Origin of the sequence: Pseudomonas sp. AU12215 (assembly GCF_001675465.2) — a bacterium.
GTDB lineage: Bacteria > Pseudomonadota > Gammaproteobacteria > Pseudomonadales > Pseudomonadaceae > Pseudomonas > Pseudomonas nitroreducens.
This window is the reverse complement of record NZ_MACM02000029.1, coordinates 85,383-108,038: the sequence shown is the minus strand read 5'-3', so window position 1 is coordinate 108,038 and position 22,656 is coordinate 85,383. Positions and strand designations below refer to the sequence as shown.

21 protein-coding genes are annotated in these 22,656 nt (G+C 63.6%); 14 read left to right on the top strand and 7 right to left on the bottom strand.

All coding sequences use genetic code 11. The features are described 5' to 3' along the window. Window positions 1-49 precede the first annotated feature (49 nt). From A9513_RS08335 to A9513_RS08290, 10 genes are all read left to right on the top strand, one after another. Window positions 50-787, top strand: a complete 738-nt coding sequence (locus A9513_RS08335) for an RDD family protein (protein ID WP_065084457.1) — start codon at window positions 50-52, stop codon at window positions 785-787. Beyond that, complete coding sequence (locus tag A9513_RS08330; RefSeq protein WP_065084456.1) at window positions 784-1,770, top strand: stage II sporulation protein M; 987 nt, start codon at window positions 784-786, stop codon at window positions 1,768-1,770. The genes A9513_RS08335 and A9513_RS08330 overlap by 4 nt, the downstream gene beginning before the upstream one ends. Beyond that, on the top strand, window positions 1,757-3,352 hold the full coding sequence (locus A9513_RS08325; RefSeq protein WP_065084455.1) for a DUF4129 domain-containing protein: 1,596 nt from the start codon (window positions 1,757-1,759) through the stop codon (window positions 3,350-3,352). Before A9513_RS08330 ends, A9513_RS08325 begins: the two co-directional genes overlap by 14 nt. Beyond that, entirely contained in the window at window positions 3,349-4,638 is a 1,290-nt protein-coding gene (locus A9513_RS08320) for a DUF4350 domain-containing protein (protein ID WP_065084454.1), read from the top strand. The genes A9513_RS08325 and A9513_RS08320 overlap by 4 nt, the downstream gene beginning before the upstream one ends. A 120-nt stretch (window positions 4,639-4,758) precedes the next feature. Then, window positions 4,759-5,907, top strand: a complete 1,149-nt coding sequence (locus A9513_RS08315; protein ID WP_065084453.1) for a site-specific integrase — start codon at window positions 4,759-4,761, stop codon at window positions 5,905-5,907. Next, the gene (locus tag A9513_RS08310) at window positions 5,907-7,586 is read left to right on the top strand and encodes a hypothetical protein (RefSeq protein ID WP_065084452.1); all 1,680 of its coding nucleotides are present in this window, start codon (window positions 5,907-5,909) and stop codon (window positions 7,584-7,586) included. Before A9513_RS08315 ends, A9513_RS08310 begins: the two co-directional genes overlap by 1 nt. Further along, window positions 7,583-9,472 (top strand): integrase, encoded by a 1,890-nt coding sequence (locus A9513_RS08305; RefSeq protein ID WP_065084451.1) that lies wholly within the window; start codon window positions 7,583-7,585, stop codon window positions 9,470-9,472. The genes A9513_RS08310 and A9513_RS08305 overlap by 4 nt, the downstream gene beginning before the upstream one ends. After that, on the top strand, window positions 9,469-9,897 hold the full coding sequence (locus A9513_RS08300) for a TetR family transcriptional regulator (protein WP_065327382.1): 429 nt from the start codon (window positions 9,469-9,471) through the stop codon (window positions 9,895-9,897). Before A9513_RS08305 ends, A9513_RS08300 begins: the two co-directional genes overlap by 4 nt. Window positions 9,898-10,029: 132 nt before the next feature. Then, window positions 10,030-11,040, top strand: coding sequence for a MoxR family ATPase (locus tag A9513_RS08295; RefSeq protein ID WP_038803565.1), 1,011 nt, complete (start codon window positions 10,030-10,032; stop codon window positions 11,038-11,040). Next, window positions 11,037-12,365 carry a DUF58 domain-containing protein gene (locus tag A9513_RS08290; RefSeq protein ID WP_065084449.1) on the top strand — a complete coding sequence of 443 codons (1,329 nt, stop codon included), beginning with the start codon at window positions 11,037-11,039 and terminating at the stop codon, window positions 12,363-12,365. Before A9513_RS08295 ends, A9513_RS08290 begins: the two co-directional genes overlap by 4 nt. Window positions 12,366-12,436: 71 nt before the next feature. Here the strand turns inward: A9513_RS08290 and A9513_RS08285 are convergent, their stop codons facing one another. The 3 genes from A9513_RS08285 to A9513_RS08275 form a co-directional block, all read right to left on the bottom strand. Beyond that, window positions 12,437-12,796 (bottom strand): PilZ domain-containing protein, encoded by a 360-nt coding sequence (locus A9513_RS08285; RefSeq protein WP_024762632.1) that lies wholly within the window; start codon window positions 12,794-12,796, stop codon window positions 12,437-12,439. Between the two features lie 60 nt (window positions 12,797-12,856). Then, window positions 12,857-13,279, bottom strand: a complete 423-nt coding sequence (locus A9513_RS08280) for a DUF4124 domain-containing protein (protein ID WP_024762631.1) — start codon at window positions 13,277-13,279, stop codon at window positions 12,857-12,859. A gap of 75 nt (window positions 13,280-13,354) precedes the next feature. Further along, window positions 13,355-13,723: a hypothetical protein gene (locus tag A9513_RS08275; protein ID WP_065084448.1), complete on the bottom strand. Its 369-nt coding sequence runs from the start codon at window positions 13,721-13,723 to the stop codon at window positions 13,355-13,357. Between the two features lie 99 nt (window positions 13,724-13,822). On the opposite strand from A9513_RS08275, the gene A9513_RS08270 reads away from it, so the two are divergent. From A9513_RS08270 to pyk, 3 genes are all read left to right on the top strand, one after another. Continuing rightward, window positions 13,823-14,635, top strand: a complete 813-nt coding sequence (locus tag A9513_RS08270; protein ID WP_024762629.1) for a tetratricopeptide repeat protein — start codon at window positions 13,823-13,825, stop codon at window positions 14,633-14,635. A 100-nt stretch (window positions 14,636-14,735) separates the two neighbouring features. Further along, window positions 14,736-15,644 (top strand): universal stress protein, encoded by a 909-nt coding sequence (locus A9513_RS08265; protein WP_065084447.1) that lies wholly within the window; start codon window positions 14,736-14,738, stop codon window positions 15,642-15,644. Window positions 15,645-15,724: 80 nt separating this feature from the next. Beyond that, window positions 15,725-17,176 (top strand): pyruvate kinase, encoded by a 1,452-nt coding sequence (gene pyk / locus A9513_RS08260; RefSeq protein ID WP_065084446.1) that lies wholly within the window; start codon window positions 15,725-15,727, stop codon window positions 17,174-17,176. Between the two features lie 385 nt (window positions 17,177-17,561). Here pyk and A9513_RS08255 read toward each other — a convergent pair whose 3' ends face one another. The 3 genes from A9513_RS08255 to A9513_RS08245 are packed head-to-tail and all read right to left on the bottom strand — an operon-like array spanning window position 17,562 to window position 20,430. Next, window positions 17,562-18,335 (bottom strand): enoyl-CoA hydratase-related protein, encoded by a 774-nt coding sequence (locus A9513_RS08255; protein WP_065084445.1) that lies wholly within the window; start codon window positions 18,333-18,335, stop codon window positions 17,562-17,564. A 36-nt stretch (window positions 18,336-18,371) separates the two neighbouring features. Beyond that, window positions 18,372-19,310 carry an iron-sulfur-binding ferredoxin reductase gene (locus A9513_RS08250; RefSeq protein WP_065084444.1) on the bottom strand — a complete coding sequence of 313 codons (939 nt, stop codon included), beginning with the start codon at window positions 19,308-19,310 and terminating at the stop codon, window positions 18,372-18,374. Beyond that, on the bottom strand, window positions 19,303-20,430 hold the full coding sequence (locus tag A9513_RS08245) for a diguanylate cyclase (RefSeq protein ID WP_065084443.1): 1,128 nt from the start codon (window positions 20,428-20,430) through the stop codon (window positions 19,303-19,305). The genes A9513_RS08250 and A9513_RS08245 overlap by 8 nt, the downstream gene beginning before the upstream one ends. Before the next feature lie 252 nt (window positions 20,431-20,682). Here A9513_RS08245 and A9513_RS08240 point away from each other — a divergent pair, with 252 nt between their 5' ends. Further along, window positions 20,683-22,206, top strand: a complete 1,524-nt coding sequence (locus A9513_RS08240) for a fumarate hydratase (protein WP_024762623.1) — start codon at window positions 20,683-20,685, stop codon at window positions 22,204-22,206. A 131-nt stretch (window positions 22,207-22,337) separates the two neighbouring features. Here the strand turns inward: A9513_RS08240 and A9513_RS08235 are convergent, their stop codons facing one another. Beyond that, on the bottom strand, window positions 22,338-22,640 hold the full coding sequence (locus A9513_RS08235) for a ribbon-helix-helix domain-containing protein (RefSeq protein ID WP_017519692.1): 303 nt from the start codon (window positions 22,638-22,640) through the stop codon (window positions 22,338-22,340). Window positions 22,641-22,656 lie beyond the last annotated feature (16 nt).

Genomic DNA, 22,656 nt, shown 5'->3' with positions numbered 1-22,656 from the left:
GCACCGCGCTGGCTAGCATCTGGCTCTCAGTCATCGACAGCGGTTTCCCTTGAGCCCAGCAGACCTTTCATCCCGAGCGTCTTCCCACGCCCCCGTCCTGGACACCCGCTACCACGTGGAGACTCCGGAAGGCATCGATCTGCTGCTGCGTCCCGCCGGTGTCGTCCCCCGCGCCCTCGCCTACCTGATCGACCTGGGTATCCGCATCCTGCTGATGCTGGCGCTGTTCATGCTGCTGGCCTTCCTCGGCGAACTGGGCACCGGCCTCGGGCTGATCCTCACCTTCGTCATGACCTGGTGGTACATGGTGCTGTTCGAAGTGCTCAACCAGGGCCGCTCGCCCGGCAAGCAGATGATGGGCCTGCGCGTGGTACACGACGACGGCACGCCAATCGGCTGGTCCGCCTCGCTGCTGCGCAACCTGCTGCGCTTCGCCGATATCCTGCCGTTCGCCTACACGCTCGGGCTGCTCAGTTGCCTGTCCAACTCGGCCTTCAAGCGCCTGGGCGATCTCGCGGCCGGCACCCTGGTGATCTACCGCGACCCGCCGCCAAGCCGCCCGCAGGTCTCGGAGGCTGCGCCCGAGCTGGCGCCCTGGCCGCTGAAGCTGGAAGAGCAACGCGCACTGATGAGCTTTGCCGAGCGCGGCACGCAACTCTCCGCCGCCCGCCGCGAGGAACTGGCCGGCATTCTGGCGCAACCGCTGGGTATCGCCCCGGAACAGGCGGAGGCCCGCCTGAATCGCATCGCCAGCGGCCTGCTCGGTAACGGGACGGGCCACCCATGAAGCAGGCCTTCTTCGAACAACGCCACCAGGGCAGCTGGAAACGCTTCGCCAAGCGCCTGGAACAACTGGAAAGCGGCAAGCGCCAGGAACCGAGCGAGAAGCCCGAAGAATTCGCCGCCGATTACCGGCGTATCTGCCAGCAGCTCGCCCTGGCCCAGGAGCGCGGCTACAGCAGCCACCTGATCGACCAGTTGCAGCAGCTCGCCATGCGTGGCCACCAGCAGTTCTATCGGCACCGCAGCCATCTGGGTGCGCGCATCCTCGGTTTCCTGGTCGCCGGCTTTCCGCGCCTGGTGCGCGAGGAGTGGCGCTGCATCACCATCGCCAGCCTGCTGTTCTACGGCAGCCTGCTGCTGATGGGCGTGCTCGTCTACCACTTCCCCGACCTGGTCTACAGCGTCATGGCACCGGAGCGAGTGGCCGAGATGGAGTCGATGTACTCGCCGGACACCACGCGCCTGGGCCCCATGAGCACGCGCGACGCCGGCGATGACTGGAAAATGTTCGGCCACTACATCATGAACAACATCGGCATCGCCTTTCAGACCTTTGCCAGCGGCCTGCTGTTCTGCGTCGGCAGCCTGTTCTTCCTGCTGTTCAACGGCCTGATCATCGGCACGGTGGCCGGCCACCTGACCCAGGTCGGCTACATCGAGACCTTCTGGTCCTTCGTCATTGGCCACGGCGCCTTCGAGCTGACCGCCATCACCTTCGCCGGCGGCGCTGGCCTAAAGCTCGGCTGGGCGCTGCTCGCCCCCGGCCGCCTGAGCCGCCTGGAAGCCCTGCGCCAGGCCGCCGCCCGCGCCGTGCAGTTGATCGGCGGGGTGATCCTGATGCTGCTGATCGCCGCTTTCGTCGAGGGCTACTGGTCCTCCGTCACGCATTTCTCCGCCACCGTGAAGTACATCGTCGGCGCCTGCCTGTGGCTGCTGGTGGGCAGCTACTTCCTCCTTGCCGGACGGAGGCGTCATGCGCCTGACTGACGCCAGCGTCGCCATTCGCCCGCGCAGCGCCTGGGAGGCACTGGACCTGGGCATTCTCCTGGCTCGCCGCCACGCCGGTGTGCTGATGGCCAGCTGGGCCATCGTCACGCTGCCGGTGTTCGTGCTGCTCTCCGTGCTGCTGTGGAACTACTCCAGCTGGGCGATACTGATCTTCTGGTGGCTCAAGCCCGCCTTCGAACGCCTGCCGCTGTACATCCTCTCGCGCTCGCTGTTCGGCGACACGCCGACGCTCAAGGAAGCGCTCAGGGCCTTCCCCGGACTGCTCAAGTCACAGCTGCTGCCCAGCCTGCTCTGGCGACGGCTGAGCCCGACCCGCAGTTTCGACCTGCCGGTGCTGCAGCTCGAAGGCCTCAAGGGCCAGGCTCGCAGCCAGCGCCTGGTGGTGCTCGGCCAGCGCAACGCGGGCGGGGCCACCTGGCTGACCATCGTCGGCATGCATTTCGAACTGGCGCTGTGGCTGGGCCTGACCACGCTGATGTACCTGATGCTGCCGAACCAGTGGGTGGAAGACTGGGAATGGAAGTCGCTGATCAGCGCCGCCGAAGGCGACTGGGTGTGGCTCGAACACATCAGCAACCTGGTCTACGCCCTGCTGCTGATAGTCTGGGAGCCGGTGTATGTCGCCTGCGGCTTCACCCTCTACCTCAACCGCCGCACCGAGCTGGAAGCCTGGGACATCGAACTGGTGTTCCGTCGCCTGCGCCAGCGCCTGATCGGCAGCGCCTATGCCCTCCTGCTGGTGGTGGCCGGCGCCTTCGCGCTACTGCCGGCCCATGACGCGCTGGCGGCCGGCGCGGAAGCCGGCGGCAAGGCCAGCCAGAGTTGCCCGTTGCCCGACCAGAACCCCGACGGCCCGCAGGGTGCGCGGCTGACCCAACAGAAACTCAACAGCGAGGACTCGCGCAGCGCCGCGGAAAGGATCCTCGCTGCGCCGCCCTTCAAGAACAGCGAGAAGGTCACCGGCTGGCGCCTGAGCGAAGACAAGAAAGAGGAAAAGTCGGCAGACCCGAATGACGCCAAACGCCTGAAGAGCTTCTTCGAGGCGCTGGAGAACTGGAAGGCCTTCAAGTTCGCCGCGCAGGGCATCGAGGTACTGCTCTGGGGCCTGTTGTTCACCGTCATCGCCCTGGTCATCTGGCGGTATCGGCAATGGCTGCGGTTGTTCGTCGGGCGCATCGGCCTGCCGCAGGCGCCGCGCCGCGAAGCCCCCAGCGTGCTGTTCGGGCTGGACCTGGCGCCGGAAACCCTGCCCAATGACGTCGCCAGCGAGGCCGAGCGCCTGTGGGACGAGCAACCACGCGCCGCCCTCGGCCTGCTTTATCGCGCCCTGCTCAGCCGCCTGCTGCACGATTTTCGCGTGCCCCTGCGCGAGTCCACCACCGAAGGGGAAGTCCTTGTACGCGTGGCCGACCTCAACGACCCGCCGCTGGACAATTTCGCCCGCAGCCTGACCCAGCAGTGGCAGGCGCTCGCTTACGGGCACCGCCCGCCGCGGGCCGAACTCAAGCAGCAGCTGTGCGGCGAATGGCGCCACCTGTTCGGTAACGAGGTGCGGGCATGAAGCGCGGCAACCTCGCCCTGCTGGTACTGCTCGTCCTGCTGGTGCTCGGCGGCATCGGCTACTACCTGTACCGCAACCTCGAGCCCTACACCGAGACCGTCGAGCACGGCGCCTCCCCGGAGGCCCGCGCCAACCCCTACCTTGCCGCCGAGATGTACCTGCGTGGCCGCGGCATCCGCGTCACCACCGCCCGCGGCATGGAAGTGCTGGACCAGCTGCCGAGCAAGGGCCAGACCCTGATCCTGCTGGGCACCCGCGAGAACGTCACGCCGACGCAGAACGCCCGCCTGCTCGACTGGGCCAACCGCGGCGGCCACCTCATCGTCACCGCCGAAAGCCTGTGGGACGAGGATGAAGGCAAGAGTGGCGACCTGTTGCTGGATCAACTGGGCGTCCAGCAATTCCTCACGGCCGACCTGAAGGACAAGGAGGAGGAGAAATCCACTCAGTCCGACGAGCAGACTGCAGCCCCATCCGAGGACCGCGCGGACGACGATACCGGCAAGGCAGAAGTGGAACACGAGCACCCGGACCAGACCTCCGGCACTACCGACAAGGCCGATGCAGAAGCCGATCCCTACCCGAACCTGACCAAGCTCTACCTGGAGAACGAGAAGGCCCCGGCCTATATCGACTTCGACACCGACTATCACCTGTTCGATTCGAAGAACCTCGCCTACGCCTGGGCCAACAGCGCCGACTCCACCCACCTGCTGCAACTGCAGCGGGGCCAGGGCTTGATCACCGTGCTCACCGACAACTGGATCTGGCAGAACGGCGAACTCGACGCCTACGACAACGCCTGGCTGCTCTGGTACCTGGCCCAGGACAGCGCCGTTACCCTGGTCTACCGCGCCGACGGCACCAGCCTCATGACCCTGCTGATGCGCTATTTCCCGCAGGCACTGCTGGCTGCCGCCCTGTTGCTGGCACTGCTGCTCTGGCGCAATGGCCTGCGCCAGGGCCCGCAGCAGCCCAATCCGGACCGCAGCCGTCGGCAACTGGAAGAACACCTGCGCGCCGGCGCCGACTTCATCCTCCGCCAGCGCGGCCAGCTCGCCCTGCTGCAAGGCCTGCAACGAGATGTGATGCGCCGGGCGCGGCAGCGCCAGCCCGGCTTCGACCGCCTGCCGGTCGCCGAACAATGGCAAGCTCTGGGCCGCATGACGCGCATGTCGGTCAGCGCCATCAGCCAGGCCATGCGCCCCTATCCGCAACAGCGCATGGCCGTCGCCGAATTCACCCGCCAGGTCGCGCACCTGCAAAGCCTCAGGAATGCCCTATGATCCGGCTCTTGGCATTCGTTAGATCCTAACCATACTTAGAACAATCTCTTAAAGAAAAGCAGCCAATCGGTCTGCTGGAGCGATTAGGGGATTGAATTTCTGGTCGGAAGGAGACGAAGCATGGAGCTTGTGTGGGCCACTGATGATTTGGTGATAGCCGGTCAACCCTATGCAGGATTTCCCATTCTGCTTTGGGACTCGATGGAGAGTTGCGTCCCAGCCAATCTCTTCTTCCGCCATTATCTGCTGCGGGGGGAAATTGGCTCCAAGCAGTCCTGGCCCAGCACAGGGCGTGCGCTCTACGATTTCTTCAGCTTCCTCCAGGCACACGATCTCGACTGGCACGACGTTGATCGTGGTCAGGCCAAGAACCTTGTCGCGGCCTATCGAGACTATTGCCTCAAGACGTGCAAATTGGCAGTGAATACCACGCGCCAACGTCTGCATTACGTCTGCAAGTTCTATGAGTTTGCCCTGAAGGAGAAATGGGTGAAGCGCTTGCCCTTCGCCCATGAGGAGCGCACGGTCAGGAGGGAACCCGGCTTCCTGGCGCACGTCGATACCAGTGGCGGCAAAGCGTTGGCAAATGATGTGATGCCTCGTCCCCGCAAGACCCTGCCTAAATTCCTGAGCATGGCTGAGATCAAAGCGCTGCTGGGAGCAACGGAAAATCCTCATCATCGGATGATGATGCGCCTAGCTCTACACACGGGCATGCGGCGTGAGGAAATTGCCTCGTTTCCGTTGGCTTATGTCTTTAACCCAGACAAGCTCGCAAGCAGCGAGCGAAATGTCCGCATCTATCTCGATCCGTTCGACGGCAGTGGCATGGCGACTAAGGGCAGCAAGCCACGAGAGATTTACGTCAGCCGCCAATTCATGGCTGAACTTTATCGTTATGCGACGAAAGTACGTGGTGAGCGAGCCTCGCTGAGCAAGATCTTTCCAAAGACCGTACTGCTCAATCAGTGGGGGGAACCTTTCGGTACGGATGGGAAGAGCCTCAATCGAATAATCAGGGATGCGGGCCAGCACGCTGGAATCAAAGTCCACACCCACATGCTACGCCACACCTACGCAACGCATACGTTGGCCAGCCTTCAGCGCACCTCGGTGCGCGGGTTGAACCCTCTGGTGTTCGTTCAAAGACAACTCGGTCATAGCTCGATTCAGACCACCATGGTGTACCTGCATTTGATAAACGAAATGGCAGATGAGGCCGTGCTGGCGTATGACGACGAGCTGAACGAACTGGCAGGAGCGGTTTGATGGGTAAGCGCAAGGTATTTACCAAGACCGACCTGAGTGTCCCACAAATCGAGCACAGCCACGACGCGGCAGGCAACGTGGTAATTCTTCCCGAAGCCATTCCTCCGACAGTCTCCACCGTTGTGTTTGAACGGAATGCGTCCAACGTCCGTCAATTCGATTTTTCCCGCTGGTACGGTGCCGGCATTGATCAGCTCACTTACGCCTGTCAACGGCAAATCGAGCGTTTTCTCACCGGACTGGACGGATCACTCACCACCGCCACTGTGGTTAGTCACTGCGTGAGCGGCCTGCGCCATTTTCTTGAGTTTTGCGTTCTAGGGGCGACAGCTTTGGGGAGGGAGTTGTCACTACTCGATGTGAATCGAGATCTAATCGATGGCTACCTTGGCCATCTGGCTGGGCTGGGCGTAGCAACTACCACTCAAAAAAGCTGTTACGCACATACCAAAGCGGTCTTGCTGCCTCTAGGACAACGCGGGCTGTTCTCCTTGGTCCCCTCCGGCGATGAGGCCACTTTCCCCCGAAACCCATTTCCGAACATCAATCGCAAATACAAGGGTGAGACCCCGCTGAACCAGCGAGAGCGGCAGGCGTTTACTGTGGCGCTCAAACAAGCAATCAAGCCAATTTGGACCGGTGATACACCTATAACCGGAGAGTTGCTGGCGCTCGCTCTCCTTGTCGTGGCACTGCACACAGGGCGAAATACCACCCCACTTCTGGAAATGAGCCGCGACTGCCTGCGCCCGCACCCGAAGGGCAACACAGTGTTCCTTATGCTGTGGAAACGGCGAGGCTACAACACCAGCAAAGTGGCACTGCGCGGCCAACCAGACTCCGAGAGACTCCTGGAGTCCACGCCTAGTCTGAGAACCAACGTGGAGCGCCTAATTCGTCGCGTGATGATAGTGACGGAGCCCCTGGAAACAGAGGCACCAGACGACCTCAGAGGACGCCTGTGGCTGTATCGCAAGGGCAGCAACTGGGGGGCTGGGCAAGTCACCGCATTGAATGCCGCTGCGCTGGGTTGGGCAGCAGACCGTCTAGTAACTGAGTATGGCTTGATCGACAGCGACGGCGCTCCGCTGCGAATAAACGTCTCACGTCTACGCAAAACCTTCGCGAATCGCATCTTTGAACTTACCGACGCTGATCTTGCAACCACCGCCGCAGCACTCGGCAATAGCCTGAAGGTAACAGACCAAAGCTATCTGGCCCCAGGAGAGGACGCACGTCGCAACTGGAAATTTATGGGAGAGGTACTGGTACAAGAGCTGCTGAGCGGAACTATTGGAGCCACTTACGCAGACACCCCGATGGGACAGTGCGCCGACACTGTGAATGGCCAATACGCTCCTAAGCGCGAAGGCGCGACGTGCATGAACTTCATGAACTGCCTGCGCTGTAAGCACTATGCGGTGACTGCACAGGACTTGTACAAATTGTTCAGCTTCTACTTCAGAGTGCTGACCGAGCGCTCGCGCATGGACAAGCGGCGCTGGGCACGGGACTACGCCCATATTCCTCGCTTGATCGACCAATACATTGTTTCCGAAGGCTTGCGGCGAGGCACCTTCAAAGCGACAGACGTAGAAGCTGCGCGTGAGAAAGCCCGCACTCAGCCACACCCTTTTTGGTCCGTAGACCTGATTGATAGCCTGGAGGTCTTGGCATGAGCGAAAGCACCATGGCAACACTATCTTGTCCTCTCCTTTCTACCCAGGCGGGTGATGTGAGAGGACTGTCGGAGTCCGAACGTGACGCCCTGATAATCAGCGCTGTACAGGTCGATGGGCAGTGGGTCATTGTCAGCCGCTACGGTGATGACATTTGGGAACTCAATGGATTCGCAAACAATGTGCCCGCCAACAAAAGGCGGTTGAATTTCGGCATCATCGCTCCATTGTTTCGGGCGACGATGAAAGCGATGCTTTACCGCTACCTACGCCGTGGGCGTCGCGGAGCGGGCCGCCCCAGAGGTGGTGGTGCGCGACAGTTTTTCACTGACGCAGCGCCATTTTTGCGCTACTTAGAGACGCTAAAAATCTCCAGCTTGAGGGCGGTCACTCCCTTGATCTGCGCAACGTATGTGAGTGCCTGCAAGAAGTTCCGACAAACTCACGAGGACAAACCTCTTTCGCAAGATGGTTTGCTCAGCCGTTTCAGGGGCGTAGAAGCAATCCATGAACTTAGCCAGTACACGGATGACAAGATGCCCCAACATCCTTGGGCTGAGACCTCCGCGAAAACGATGGCTGGGCTCTTCAGTCACGGTGTCTCCGGCAAGCAAGCTGGCAAGACGCCCCTGCTCCCCGACGATGTTTTTTGCAATCTATTTGAGAGCGCCTACCAGCAGGTTGAGCATGGCCAGAAACTGCTTGATCTGCGAGATGCTCTACAAACCGTTGCAGCACAACGTAGGACGCTTAGCCAGGAAGGCCTAGTTTGGGTCAAGAACCGTCATCTGAATGAGCAAGGTTGGAATGGCGGCTTGAGGGCATTCAACAAAGCACTGATCGACCTGCGTACCGCTTGTTACATTGTCCTAGCTAGCACGTCAGGCTGCCGTAACCATGAGTTGGCTAACGTGCAGTCAGGCGCGCACCACCGTACCGAGGATGACGTAGGCGCTACTTTTCATTGGATGCGGTCAAAATCAGAAAAGACCGACGCCTACATCCACGATTGGATGGTTCCAGAAGCTGCTGTACGGACTCTCCGTCTAATGGAGCGCTGGGCCGAACCCTACCAGGCAATGATCGCGGCTGAAATCACACAACTGCGTCGAGACACCCCACATAGTCCTCAGATCGCCGAGGCTCATAAGCATCGCCATGCGCTCTTCCTCGGCGTGGGCTTGGGCGGTAAGAAGGTACGCACCCTTACCAATGGCACATGGAATATATACCTCAAGGCTTTCGCCAAAGATTGTGGCCTTAGCTGGAAGCTCGCCAGTCACCAGTTTCGCCGAAAATTCGCCAACTACGCCGCGCACAGTAAATTTGGTGACCTACGTTACCTCAAAGAGCATTACGCGCACTGGTCACTGGATATGACTTTGATTTATGCGGTGGACGATAGGTGGGGAGAGAACCTTGACCTCGATTTGTATGCAGAAATACAGGAAGAGTTAGAAGACATAAAGCTAGGCGTCGTCGATAGCTGGATAAGCGCCGAAGCCTTGGCTGGCGGCTATGGCCATTCCTTCAAGCAGTGGCAGCGGGAGCCGGACAATCTGCTGATTTTCAAAGATCACGCCTCAATGCTGAAGTCGATTGCCGACAGCACCGCGATTCGCAGCAATGGCCACGCTTGGTGTACGGCGGATAATGACGGGTGCGTTGGGAACACCCTCGAACGAACCCGGTGCGGCAACTGCGACAGCGCAGTGATCGGAAGCCGTCACACGGCTATTTACCAACGACTCTATGGCGATTTGAAGGGACTTCTGAATAGCCCAGACATTGGTAATGGTGGTCGCCAACGCATTGAGCGAGACCTGAAGCGCTGCCGCGATGTGCTGACACAGCTGGGAATTCCCCCGGAGATTTTGACTGCATGAAGCCCAAAGAAAATGCAGCGAAATACAAGCCAGCAGAGGATCGTGAAAAAGATTTGAGGCTTGCCTTGTACCGAATTCAGAAAGGCCGTGCCCACACCGGGGAAACAAAAGTCACCATAGCAGCAGTAGCTCGTGAGGCCGGTGTATCAACGGCTCTAATCCACAACCACTATCCAAGCATTGCCGAGGCCATTCGTGAGGCCCAGGGTCGCTCCAGTCGGGCCATGCGCGATGAGAAGCACCAAGACCTGACTGCCGAACGTAAGAAGTCCGCAGCCTACCGGGAGGAGATCGAATATCTGCGGGCCAAGATCGCAAATCTCGCGTCGATAAACGAAGTGTTGTTGGAGGAAAACCGTGTTCTTAAAGCTAAGATGGGCAACCGCAAGGTCGTCGATCTGGCAGAAAGGAAGCCGCATGGTTAGATCGATTGTGGAAAGGTTGCAGCTTGGTGACTCCTCTTCCGCACGCCAAATGACTCAAAAAAGTTAGCTCAGGTAAGCAATTGATTTATGGAAGATAAAAAGCCTCTAACAGTTAACAAGGCTCCGGAAGATATGAGCGAACAGACGCCTGAACCCTCCAGCACCACCGCCCCCAATGCCGCCGCCCAGCGCCAGCGCGCCAGCCAGCTGGCCCAGGCGCTGCGCCACGAATTGCAGAAGGCCCTGATCGGCCAGCAGGCCGTAATCGACGACGTGCTCACCGCCCTGCTCGCCGGCGGCCATGTGCTCATCGAAGGTGTGCCCGGCCTGGGCAAGACGCTGCTGGTGCGCGCCCTCGCCCGCTGCTTCGACGGCGGCTTCGCGCGCATCCAGTTCACCCCCGACCTGATGCCCAGCGACGTCACCGGCCACGCCGTATACGACCTCGCCACCGAGCAGTTCAAGCTGCGCAAGGGACCGGTGTTCACCCACCTGCTGCTGGCCGACGAAATCAACCGCGCCCCGGCCAAGACCCAGGCCGCGCTGCTGGAAGTGATGCAGGAGCGCCAGGTCACCCTCGAAGGCCGCGCCCTGCCGGTGCCGCAGCCGTTCATGGTGCTGGCCACGCAGAACCCCATCGAGCAGGAAGGCACCTACCCGCTGCCCGAAGCCGAGCTCGACCGCTTCATGCTCAAGCTGCGCATCGACTATCCGCTGGAGGCCGAGGAACAGACCCTGGTGCGCCAGGTCACCCGCTCGGCGCGCAGCGACATGCTCGACGTGGCGCCCATGCGCGCCCTGCTCAAGGACAAGGACGTGCTGGCGCTACAGAAGATCGCTGCCGACCTGCCCATCGACGACCAGGTGCTCGACTACGCCGTGCGTATCGCCCGTACCACCCGCAACTGGCCGGGCCTGGCACTGGGCGCAGGCCCCCGTGCGTCCATCGCCCTGGTGCGTTGCGCGCGAGCCCGCGCCCTGCTGCGCAGTGGCGACTTCGTGATTCCGGACGACGTGAAAGGCAGCGCCCTGGCCGTGCTGCGCCATCGCGTGCGCCTGTCGCCGGAACTGGAAATCGAAGGCCTGTCGGTGGACCAGGTGCTGCAACAACTGCTCGACCAGGTACCGGCGCCGCGCGTATGAAGCCATCGCGCGCGCTCCTCGCGTTGCTCGGCGCCCTGCTGGCGATTGCCATCGCCCTCGGCGCGGCCGAGGCCCTGGACTCGGGATCGGCACTGCTCGGCCGCCTCTGGTGGGGGGCGCTCAGCGCGCTCCTCCTGCTGGCGCTGGCCGATGCGCTCTGGCTGCGCCGCACGCCCTCGCCCAAGCTACGCCGCCAGCTGAGCGGCAACCTGCCGCTGGGCCGCTGGAGCGAGATACGCCTGCAGTTCCATCACCGCTACGCCCAGCCACAACGCGTCACGGTGTTCGACCACCTGCCGGCCGGCATGGAGTTCGAATACCTGCCGCAGACCGTGGAACTGCACCCCGGTGAACAGACTGAACTGGGCTACCGCGTGCGCCCGCTGTCCCGCGGGCATTTCGTCTTCCAGCGCTGCGAGATCGAGTTGTCCAGCCCACTGCGTCTGTGGAAGGGCCGGCGCTACCTGGAACAGCGCGACGAAACCCGCGTCTACCCGGACTTCGCCCGCCTCTACGGCGCCGAGCTGATGGCCGTGGACCACTGGCTCAACCGCATCGGCGTGCGCTCCGGGCAGCGGCGTGGCCTGGGCCTGGATTTCCACCAGTTGCGCGAGTTCCGCGACGGCGACACCCTGCGGCAGATCGACTGGAAGGCCACCGCACGCAAGCGCACGCCCATCGCCCGCGAATACCAGGACGAACGCGACCAGCAGATTCTCTTCCTGCTCGACTGCGGCCGGCGCATGCGCAGCCACGACGGCGACCTCTCGCACTTCGACCATTCGCTCAATGCCAGCCTGCTGCTGGCCTACGTCGCCCTGCGCCAGGGCGACGCCGTGGGCCTGATGACCTTCGCCGGCGATCAGCCGCGCCACCTGCCGCCGGCCAAGGGCAGCGCCCAGCTCACCGCCCTGCTCAACAGCGTCTACGACCTGCGCAGCAGCCAGCGCCCGGCGGACTACCCGGCGGCCGTGCAAGCCGTGCTGACGCACCAGCGCCGCCGCGCGCTGGTGGTGATAGTGACCAACCTGCGCGACGAGGATGACGAGGAACTGGTGGCCGCGGTGAAGCGCCTCGGACGCCAGCATCGTGTGCTCGTCGCGAGCCTGCGCGAGGAAGTGCTGGACCGCCTGCGCCAGGCGCCGGTGGAGGGTTTCGAGGAAGCCCTGGCGTACTGCGGTGCAGTGGATTACCTGAACGCCCGCGCCGGCCTGCACGAGAAGCTGGCAGCCCATGGCGTGCCGGTGCTCGACGCGCGGCCGAGCCAGCTGGGGCCGGAACTGATCAGCCGTTACCTGGGCTGGAAGAAGGCTGGCGCGCTGTAACAGCGCGCCACGACCGGACACCGACTCCCTGGCGTCCCACACCGAGCAGATCGGTCAGCGCGTCCTGCGCTTCAGACCGACTCCACCTGCCGGCGAAAACTGAAATAACGGCGCAGCGCGTCGACCAGTTCGACGTACTCCGTCGGCGCCGCCGCCAGGCTGAAGCCCGAATCGTAGTTGCCCGGATTGACGTCTTCGCGGCACCACTGGCAGGTGGCGGCGAACTCGATCAGCTGCAGCTTGCCGTCATGCCCCGGGATCTTCAGGCGCATTTCGAAGCGGCCACCCACCAGCATCGGCAGCTGGCTGATGAGGAGCAGCCCGTCCAGCGACACGTTGCCCAGGTAACCCATCGGTTTGTCGGTGATGCTGTTGAACACCTTCAGGTAGTAGGGCAGCTGATGGCGCTCGATATGTCGTTGATGACGCATAATGGCGTTTCGCTATGAGATATCGTCCAGTATGACGATGCTGCCCGCCGGGGGCCAGTCCTAACGACAACCTTCCGCCAGTCGTGCGCTAAGCGCCTGACGAGCGGCGTCGATCTGTGCATCGCTGTAGTAAGTCCTGTCGCCACTGCCGTCCTGCGAGAAGTAGCGCCCGCCATGACTGAGCGACTCCAGGTCATGACGCCACTTCGCACACTGCTGGTCCAGCTTGGCCTGCTGCTGCGCCGCCTGGCTCTGCGCGGCCGCGCTTTCATCTCGACGCGCATCGTAGAAGCGGCGGGTACGTTCCTCCCGCTCGCGGGTCGCCGCGTCACGTTCGACAACCTGCGGCTTGACCTCGACGCGTTGCGCCCCTGGCGGTGGTGTTTCGCTGAAGTGCACCTTTCCCTGAGCGTCGGTCCAGCGGTAGATATCCGCCGAAGCGAGCAGGGGGAAACACCAGGCGCAAAGCCACAGGGCGCGCATTCGTACCTCCTTGCACAAAGCACTCAAGAGATTAGCCAGCTAGCGGCCTGGCTCAAGTTCGCCACCGACCGGCGGTCAGGGGGTAGCCGGGTAGGTACGCGAATCGCCGGGCAGCCGACCGTTGAGACGCAGTGTCTCCAGGCGTGCCTTGGCCCGGTAAGCATACTCGCTGGTGGGGTAGCGGGCGATGATGAACTGGTAGGTCTGCGCCGCGTCGACGTAGAACTTCTCACGCTCCAGGCACTGCCCGCGCAGCATGGAGATTTCCGGCTGGATCCACGGCCGCGCGCGGGCCTTGCGCTCGGTCTCGGACAGCTCCAGTTGCACGCGCTGGCAGTCGCCGCTCTTGTACGCGCGGTAGGCGTTGTTCAGGTGATAGTTCATCGACCAGCTGGTGCAGCCGGTAACACTCAGCGCCAGCAGCGCGAGGAAAAAGGTTCGCATGGGCATATCCTCCGTTGGGAAGTGTATCGGCCCGTCTTGGCCGTACTGTAGCCCGCCACTAGACTCACGTGGACCTCGCCCTGGCGCAAAGGAGTTGCCATGCGTTTCGTCCATGCCCTGCCCCTCGTCATGCTGCTGCCCTGGCTCGCCGCCTGCGCCCCTACCACGCCGTTGTTCGTCGCGCAGATCACCACCGGTGAAGTCGCGGAGTACAAACAGCTCAAGAACAAGCGCATGACCGCCGCGGTGGAAGAAGAAGGCGACCTGCTCACCTACAGCGCCCAGGCCATCCGCGATGGCAAGAGCGCCGAGGCCGAAAAGCTCTACCTCACCGGCTACGACAACACCCGCTACAGCCCGGAAGTGCGGGCGATCGCCCTTTACCAGATCGGCCTGATCTACATGAGCCGCTACAACGACCAGCGCGATGACCAGAAGGCCATGGACTACTTCCAGCGCATCGACCGCGAGTTCCCCGGCACCCAGGCTGCCGAACATGCCGACGCGCGAGAGCTGATCATCCGCCAGCGCGCCAAGGACCCGGTGCAGAAAACCGCGAAGCAACTGTTGGCCGATTGGCAGCCGCAGTACAACCTGGACCTGAACAAGCCGACCCTCGATCCGGACATGACCCTGCTGTCACGCCGTGCCGTCCTCAAGGACCGTGTTGACGAGGCCGCGCAACTCTACCTGCTGGGCGCCAACGATCCAGCCATCCCGCCGGACATCCGCGAGAAGGCGCTGTACCAGCTGGGGTTGATGTACATGGCACAGGACAACCCCCACCCGGACCGCGAGAAGGCCATCGCCTACCTGCGCCGCCAGCTCGCCGAATTCCCCAACGGCGAGCTGGCCGACAAGGGCGCCCGCCATCTGGATCGTGCGCTGAACCAGACCTCGCCACGCAGCTGACGGCAAACCCGGCGCGCCGCTGAGCCACATCAAGGCGCGCGGCAGGCGCCAGTGTCTACGCTTGCTCTGCATTGAGCGCAGAGCAAGCGAGGACTCCGCCATGAAGCTGCAGCACCTGCTCGTCATCATCGACCCGACCCGCGAGGACCAGCCCGCCCTCACCCGCGCCCGCTGGATCGCCCAGCGCTGCGGCGCACGCCTGGAGCTGCTGGCCTGCGAATACAACCCGGCGCTGGACAACGCGCTGCTATTGGAGCGCGGCGACCTCGACGCCGCCCAGCGCAACCTGCTGGACGAACGCCTGGCCTGGCTGCAAGCGCTGGCCGAGCCGCTGCGCGACGGCGGCCTCGATGTGCACTGCCAGGTACGCTGGGGCAAGTCCCTGCACCACCAGGTCGTCCTCCACTGCGAGCAGACCACGCCCGACCTGGTCCTCAAGTCCGCGCACCACCACAGCCTGCTCAAGCGCCTGTTCCTCACCAACAACGACTGGCAACTGATCCGCCACTGCCCGCAGCCGCTGTGGCTGGTGCAGCATGGCGAGTGGGCCGGCAGGAGCCTGTGCGCCGCCGTCGATCCGCTGCACAGCGGCGACGTCCCCGCCACGCTGGACCATCGACTGATCACGGTGGCCCGCGAACTTGAGCAGCGTCTGCAACTCGACGCCCATTACCTGCACGCCTACATGGCCCTGCCGCACACCCTCGCATTCAACGCCGAACTGTTGGCCGACTACGATAACTACGTACTGCGTACCGAGGCGCATCACCGCAAGGCCTTCGACGCCCTGCTGGCCAGTTATCCACAGATCGACCGCGCACGTACTCACCTGGGCCAAGGCTTCGCCGAGGAGCTAATCCCCACCTATGTAAAGGAGCACGGCATCGACCTGCTGCTGATGGGCGCTGTCGCCCGCGGCCAGCTCGACAACGCGCTGATCGGCCAGACCGCCGAGCGGGTCTTCGAGGAAGTCGAATGCGATCTGCTGGTGATCAGACCTGTCACCTGAAAGAGAGTAAGATGGCGCCCTGGCTGCCTCGGACCCGCTCGCGGGGCAACCTGACCGCTGCTTTCCCCTAGGAGTCCCGCATGTCCCTTCGCCGCACCAAGATCGTCGCCACCCTCGGCCCAGCCAGCAATTCCCCCGAAGTCCTGGAACAGCTGATCCTCGCCGGGATCGACGTCGCCCGCCTGAACTTCTCCCACGGAACTCCCGACGAACACCGCGCCCGCGCCCAGCTGGTACGCGATATCGCCGCCAAGCACGGCCGCTTCGTGGCGCTGCTGGGCGACCTGCAGGGTCCGAAGATCCGCATCGCCAAGTTCGCCAACAAGCGCATCGAACTGGCGGTCGGCGACACCTTCCGCTTCTCCACCAGCCACCCGCGCACCGACGGCAACCAGCAGGTCGTGGGTATCGACTACCCGGACCTGGTCAAGGACTGCGGCATCGGCGATGAGCTGCTGCTGGACGACGGCCGCGTGGTCATGGTGGTGAAGGAAGTGAAGGCAGACGAACTGGTCTGCGAAGTCCTGATCGGCGGCCCGCTGTCCGACCACAAGGGCATCAACCGTCGTGGCGGCGGCCTCACCGCGCCGGCCCTGACCGAGAAGGACAAGGCCGACATCAAGCTGGCCGCGAGCATGGACCTGGACTACGTCGCCGTGTCCTTCCCGCGTGACGCCAAGGACATGGAATACGCCCGCAGCCTGCTCACTGAAGCCGGTGGCACCGCCTGGCTGGTGGCCAAGATCGAGCGCGCCGAAGCCGTCGCCGACGACGAGGCCCTGGACGGCCTGATCCGCGCCAGCGACGCGGTGATGGTGGCCCGTGGCGACCTCGGCGTGGAAATCGGCGACGCCGAGCTGGTGGGCATCCAGAAGAAGATCATTCTGCACGCCCGCCGCTACAACAAGGCCGTGATCACCGCGACCCAGATGATGGAGTCGATGATCCACAACCCGATGCCGACCCGCGCGGAAGTCTCCGACGTGGCCAACGCCGTGCTCGACTATACCGACGCCGTGATGCTCTCCGCCGAATCCGCCGCCGGCGAGTACCCGGTGGAAGCGGTCAAGGCCATGGCACGCATCTGCGCTGGCGCCGAGAAGCACCCGACCACCAAGAAGTCCAGCCACCGCATCGGCCAGACCTTCGAGCGCTGCGACGAAAGCATCGCCCTGGCGGCCATGTACACCGCCAACCACTTCCCGGGCATCAAGGCGATCATCTGCCTGACCGAAAGCGGCTACACCCCGCTGATCATGTCGCGCATCCGCTCCTCGGTACCGATCTTCGCCTACTCCCCGCACCGCGAAACCCAGGCTCGCGTGGCGCTGTTCCGTGGCGTGGAAACCATCCCGTTCGACCCGGCCGCCCTGCCGCCGGAGCGCGTCAGCCAGGAAGCCGTCGACGCGCTGCTGCAGCGTGGCGTGGTGACCAAGGGTGACTGGGTGATCCTGACCAAGGGCGACAGCTACACCGCCCAGGGCGGCACCAACACCATGAAGGTGCTGCACGTGGGTGATCTGCTGGTCTGACCCTGCGTCAGCAACAAAAAGGCCGCCCTCGGGGCGGCCTTTTCATTTCCGTTGCAGGGACCTTGTTGGAGCGAGTTTGCCCGCGAACCAGGATCGCAGCAGGGGCTTGTTCGCGAGCAAGCACTGGGCGTTCCCCTCGGTCCTACGAAGAGCAAAAGCTCGCGCTGCTCAATTCCTGTCCAATCCGCGCCAAGGCCTATGGCGCCTGGCTTGCAGCGGTTGCATCAGAGCTTATCCACAACGCCTTCCACATCTACTGTGGGCAACCTGCACGGCATCGCTCAAATACCGCTCAATCCCCTGCAGGCCATACGCGGCGTGGGTTCTGCAGGTTACCCCAGAGCTTATCCACAACGCGTTCCACAGATTGTGTGGGCAACCTGCCTCAGAGGAACTTGGAGAAATCCGGCTGGCGGCGCTGGGTGAAGGCGCTCAGCGCTTCGTGGGCTTCCGGGGAGTGCAGGCGCTGCACGAAGTGCTGCCCCTCCTCCGCCACCACGCGGCGCAATTGCTCGATGAAAGGCTCTTTCAGCAGGCGCTTGCTCAGCGCCACCGCCGCCGGAGGCAGTTGCTGGAAGGCCTGGCAGACCTCGCGGGCACGCTCCAGCGCAGCCGCGCCATCGTTCAGCGCCTCATTGGCAATGCCGTAGGCCACGGCCTGCTCGCCGGTAAAACCTTCACCGCGCAGCAACAGGCTGGAAGCCTTCACCGGGCCGACCAGGCGCGGCACCAGGAAGCTGGAGCCGAACTCCGGGCACAGGCCGAGGTTGACGAAGGGCATCTTCAGCTTGGCGCCTTTAGCGATGAATACCTGGTCGCAGTGCAGCAGCAGCGTGGTGCCGATACCCACGGCCGGGCCAGCGACGGCAGCGACCACCGGCTTGGTGAACTCCATCAGCGCGCGCATGAAGCGGAACACCGCACTGTCCGGGCCGCTCGGCGGCTCCTGGAGGAAATCGACGATGTCGTTGCCGCTGGTGAAACACTCGGCGTTGCCGGTGATCAGCACCACACGCACCGAACGATCCTCCTGCGCCGCTTCCAGGGCATCGGCGAGCCCCGCATACATGGTGCGGGTCAGCGCGTTCATCTTGTCCGGACGGTTCAGGCGCAGGGTCAGCAGGCCCTCTTCGCGCTCGACGAGAATCTGTTCGCTCATGGCAAGTCCTTGTTGTTTTTGAGTGGAGCGACCGGTTCAGGCGTGGGGCAGGAACAGGTCGGCCAGGGTCTGGCCACGGGGCACGCCGCAGAGATAGAGGCGGCGGGCGAAGGCATCGACGCTGGCGGGATGGCCGCAGAGTAAGGCGAGGGTTCGCCGCGAAACAAGCCGGAGTTGCGCCAAAACCTCGGTCGACTCGGCCGTGGTCATCAGCGTGACCTCCAGCTCCGGGTGGCTGGCGGCCAGGGTTTGCAGGGGTTGGGCGAGGTAATGGCCAGCACGATCATGGGCCTGGTGAATGACGCGGATCGGCCCGCTGTGATGCTGCCGCAGCGCTTCACGCAGGACGCCCCAGAGCGGCGCCAGGCCGGTGCCGGAGGCCATCAGCAGCAAGGGTCGTTCGTGCCATTCCGGGTCGTAGTGCAGCGCGCCTCCGCGCAGTTCGCCCAGGCGTACTGCGTCACCGATCTTCAGCTCACGGGCGAAATCGGCGAAGGCGCCGCGCCCGCGACAGTCGATGTGGAACTCCAGCCAGGGATCGAGCCCCGGCACGCTGGCCAGGGAATAAGGCCGGGCCACGCCGTCGGCGCTCCAGAGAATCAGGTGTTGCCCGGCGCTGTAGCGCAGCGGGCGTTGCGGGATGAGCCGAAGACGCAGGACATCGGGGGTCGGCCAGTCCAGCTCGGCAACACTGGCCGGCAGGCCGTCGCGCTGCGGGTCGAAGGTTTCCACCGCAATGTCGTCGATCACCCGGCACTGGCAGGACAACCGCCAACCCTCTTCACGCCGTGCAGCATCGAGGGCATCAGGCAGCGCATCGAGGACTTCGCCCTGCGTGCAACGCACCAGGCAGGCATGGCAGCTGCCGGCCCGGCAACTGTAGGGCACGGCGATGCCGGCCCCGCGCAGGGCATCGAGCAGGTTGGTTCCGGGGCTGACCGAAAAGCGTTGCGATCCGGCCTGTATCTCAGGCACGCGTCCACTCCCATGCGGCATCGCAGCGGTTGCGTCCGCTGCGTTTCGCACGGTAGAGCGCCTGGTCGGCCCGTTGCAAGGCCTCGTCTAGATCGTCGTTGGCGTCGAGCAGCGTCATGCCCGCCGACAGGCTCAGGCTTTCGATATTCACGCCCACTGGTTCCGCCGCAGCATAGGCCAGCCGCAGGCGTTCGCAGCAGGTGGTCAGGCGGTCGGCATCGGCGTTGGGCAGCAGCAGGACGAATTCCTCGCCGCCGTAGCGTGCCAGCACATCGCCCTCGCGCAGGCAGGCCCGCGCCACGGCGGCGAAGGTCTGCAGCACGCGGTCGCCGGCAGCGTGGCCGTGAACGTCATTGATGCGCTTGAAGTGATCGAGGTCGATCAGCGCCAGGCCGTGGCGTTGGCCTTCGCGCATTTCTTCCAGCGCACGACCGGCCAGACGGAGAAAATGCCGGCGGTTGAACAGACCGGTGAGTTCGTCGGTAGCGACCAGGTCTTCGAGCTGGCGCATCATGCCGCGCAACGTGTCCTGGTGTGCCTGCAGCGCGTAGCGGCGCTGACGCATGCGTTGGCGCAGCGACTGCACGTAGCCAGCGAACAGGCTCAGCCAGGTCAGCACGATAAACAGCACCAGCAACTGCAACACGGCCTGGGCCGGCAGTTGCAGGCGTTGCTGGAAGGCTTCGTGGAGGTTGAGCCCGGCAAAGGCGATGAAGGCCAGCGCCGCACAGCGGGCGAACACCCTGGGTTGCAACTGGAAGACACCGAACAGCAGGATCAGCACGTAGAGCACCATCAGCGTGCCGCGCGCGGTATCCACGTTGGCCAGGAACAGAGTGTTCCAGACCACTGCCACCAAGACCTGCGGCTCGGTCATGCTCGGGTCGGTGAAGCGCTGGTTGCGCCCGGTGAGGAATAGCCAGCCGAACACCAGCTGACTGCCGGCGACCAGCAGGGTGCAGGTCAGGGCGAAGCTGACGGGCGCGCGATAGAACTCGCCGAACACCGCCAACCACAACAACAGCAGCGCCAGGGCATAGGTCCCGAGGGCCATGCCGAATCGCCTGATGAGTAGTTTTTGTAAGGCGTGCTGCTTCAGAGGTGGTTTCAGCGTGCTCATGGGGCTCCGTCCCGTAATGGCACCTTGCCCTCACTCTACTATCAAAGCGCCCCAGTGCCTAGCCGATCGGAATGTGGGCGGCCCTGGCAAGGTTCAGAGTCCATCTGGGACCAAGGTCGGATCGCTGGCGGGTGCGCGGCGAGCGGCCGCGGCGGTATACTACGGCGCCTTTTTTCGCCGCAGCCGTGTCGGCGAATTCCCGATGTAACAGGCCCCATGCCTGTACTACCCGCCTGAAGAGGACCGTGCTCCATGGCCGTGATCAAGCAAGACGACCTGATCCAGAGCGTCGCCGATGCCCTGCAGTTCATCTCCTACTACCACCCGGTTGATTTCATCCAGGCCATGCATGAGGCCTACCTGCGCGAAGAATCGCCGGCCGCCCGGGACTCGATGGCGCAGATCCTGATCAACTCGCGCATGTGCGCCACCGGTCATCGCCCGATCTGCCAGGACACCGGTATCGTCACCGTGTTCGTCCGCGTGGGCATGGACGTGAGCTGGGCCGGCGCCACCATGAGCGTCGACGACATGATCAACGAAGGCGTGCGTCGCGCCTACAACCTGCCGGAAAACGTCCTGCGCGCCTCGATCCTGGCCGACCCGGCAGGTAGCCGGAAGAACACCAAGGACAACACCCCGGCGGTGATCCACTACTCCATCGTCCCCGGCAACACCGTGGAGGTGGACGTGGCGGCCAAGGGCGGCGGCTCCGAGAACAAGTCGAAGATGGCCATGCTCAACCCGTCCGACTCCATCGTCGACTGGGTGCTGAAGACCGTTCCGACCATGGGCGCCGGCTGGTGCCCGCCGGGCATGCTCGGCATCGGCATCGGCGGTACCGCCGAGAAGGCCGCGGTGATGGCGAAGGAAGTCCTGATGGACGAGATCGACATCCACGAGCTGAAGGCCCGCGGCCCGCAGAACAAGATCGAGGAAATGCGCCTCGAGCTGTTCGAGAAGGTCAACCAGCTGGGCATCGGTGCCCAGGGCCTGGGCGGCCTGACCACCGTGCTCGACGTGAAGATCATGGACTACCCGACCCACGCCGCCTCGCTGCCGGTCTGCATGATCCCCAACTGCGCCGCTACCCGCCACGCGCACTTCGTGCTCGACGGCTCCGGCCCGGCCGAACTGGAAGCGCCGTCGCTGGACGCCTACCCGGAAATCGTCTGGGAAGCCGGCCCGAGCGCGCGCCGCGTCAACCTCGACAGCATCACCCCCGAGGAAGTGCAGAGCTGGAAGCCGGGCGAGACCATTCTGCTCAACGGCAAGATGCTCACCGGTCGCGACGCTGCGCACAAGCGCATGGTCGACATGCTGAACAAGGGCGAAGAGCTGCCGGTGGACCTGAAAGGCCGCTTCATCTACTACGTCGGCCCGGTCGATCCGGTCGGTGACGAAGTGGTTGGCCCGGCTGGCCCGACCACCGCGACCCGGATGGACAAGTTCACCCGCCAGATTCTCGAGCAGACCGGTCTGCTGGGCATGATCGGCAAGTCCGAGCGCGGCCCCATCGCCATCGAGGCAATCAAGGACAACAAAGCCGTCTACCTGATGGCCGTGGGCGGCGCCGCCTACCTGGTCGCCCAGGCGATCAAGAAGTCCAAGGTCCTGGCCTTCGCCGAACTGGGCATGGAAGCGATCTACGAGTTCGAAGTGAAGGACATGCCGGTGACCGTCGCGGTCGACACCCATGGCGAGTCGGTGCACATCACCGGCCCGGCCATCTGGCAGAAGAAGATCGCCGAGAACCTGGCGGTGGAAGTGCAGTGATCACTGCATGACCGCCCCATGAAAAAGCCCGGCCATGTGCCGGGCTTTTTCATGGGTGAATGTCTGTGGCTTCGATGCAGGGGCAGGCCGATCGCGGATGAGTCCGATCCCGTAACGGTCGGCAGCAGGGCTCAGGCGCTGCGCGGCACCCGGTTCAGCTCCACGACGTTGTCACGGCGCTGGGCGAGGAAGCGCGTACAGCTCACCCGCAGGAAGGAAGCGAAGTTCACCACCTCCCCGCGATAGTCCATCACCTCGTCATAGAGCTTGGCGATCAACTGGTTGGTGGTCATGCCGTCCACCTCGGCGATCTCGCGCAGGATGTCCCAGAACTGGTTCTCCAGGCGCAGCGTGGTGACCACGCCACGGATGCGCAGCGAGCGGGAGCGCGACTCATAGAGGATCGGGTCGGCCTTTACATAGAGTTCGCACATGGACGGCTTCTCCTGC

Excerpts from the sequence above, each read along its gene's own strand:
- A9513_RS08330 (WP_065084456.1), top strand. The coding sequence starts at position 784 with ATGAAGCAGGCCTTCTTCGAACAACGCCACCAGGGCAGCTGGAAACGC.
- A9513_RS08325 (WP_065084455.1), top strand. The coding sequence starts at position 1,757 with ATGCGCCTGACTGACGCCAGCGTCGCCATTCGCCCGCGCAGCGCCTGG.
- A9513_RS08320 (WP_065084454.1), top strand. The coding sequence starts at position 3,349 with ATGAAGCGCGGCAACCTCGCCCTGCTGGTACTGCTCGTCCTGCTGGTG.
- A9513_RS08315 (WP_065084453.1), top strand. The coding sequence starts at position 4,759 with ATGGAGCTTGTGTGGGCCACTGATGATTTGGTGATAGCCGGTCAACCC.
- A9513_RS08310 (WP_065084452.1), top strand. The coding sequence starts at position 5,907 with ATGGGTAAGCGCAAGGTATTTACCAAGACCGACCTGAGTGTCCCACAA.
- A9513_RS08305 (WP_065084451.1), top strand. The coding sequence starts at position 7,583 with ATGAGCGAAAGCACCATGGCAACACTATCTTGTCCTCTCCTTTCTACC.
- A9513_RS08300 (WP_065327382.1), top strand. The coding sequence starts at position 9,469 with ATGAAGCCCAAAGAAAATGCAGCGAAATACAAGCCAGCAGAGGATCGT.
- A9513_RS08295 (WP_038803565.1), top strand. The coding sequence starts at position 10,030 with ATGAGCGAACAGACGCCTGAACCCTCCAGCACCACCGCCCCCAATGCC.
- A9513_RS08290 (WP_065084449.1), top strand. The coding sequence starts at position 11,037 with ATGAAGCCATCGCGCGCGCTCCTCGCGTTGCTCGGCGCCCTGCTGGCG.
- A9513_RS08285 (WP_024762632.1), bottom strand. The coding sequence starts at position 12,796 with ATGCGTCATCAACGACATATCGAGCGCCATCAGCTGCCCTACTACCTG.
- A9513_RS08280 (WP_024762631.1), bottom strand. The coding sequence starts at position 13,279 with ATGCGCGCCCTGTGGCTTTGCGCCTGGTGTTTCCCCCTGCTCGCTTCG.
- A9513_RS08275 (WP_065084448.1), bottom strand. The coding sequence starts at position 13,723 with ATGCGAACCTTTTTCCTCGCGCTGCTGGCGCTGAGTGTTACCGGCTGC.
- A9513_RS08270 (WP_024762629.1), top strand. The coding sequence starts at position 13,823 with ATGCGTTTCGTCCATGCCCTGCCCCTCGTCATGCTGCTGCCCTGGCTC.
- A9513_RS08265 (WP_065084447.1), top strand. The coding sequence starts at position 14,736 with ATGAAGCTGCAGCACCTGCTCGTCATCATCGACCCGACCCGCGAGGAC.
- pyk (WP_065084446.1), top strand. The coding sequence starts at position 15,725 with ATGTCCCTTCGCCGCACCAAGATCGTCGCCACCCTCGGCCCAGCCAGC.
- A9513_RS08255 (WP_065084445.1), bottom strand. The coding sequence starts at position 18,335 with ATGAGCGAACAGATTCTCGTCGAGCGCGAAGAGGGCCTGCTGACCCTG.
- A9513_RS08245 (WP_065084443.1), bottom strand. The coding sequence starts at position 20,430 with ATGAGCACGCTGAAACCACCTCTGAAGCAGCACGCCTTACAAAAACTA.
- A9513_RS08240 (WP_024762623.1), top strand. The coding sequence starts at position 20,683 with ATGGCCGTGATCAAGCAAGACGACCTGATCCAGAGCGTCGCCGATGCC.
- A9513_RS08235 (WP_017519692.1), bottom strand. The coding sequence starts at position 22,640 with ATGTGCGAACTCTATGTAAAGGCCGACCCGATCCTCTATGAGTCGCGC.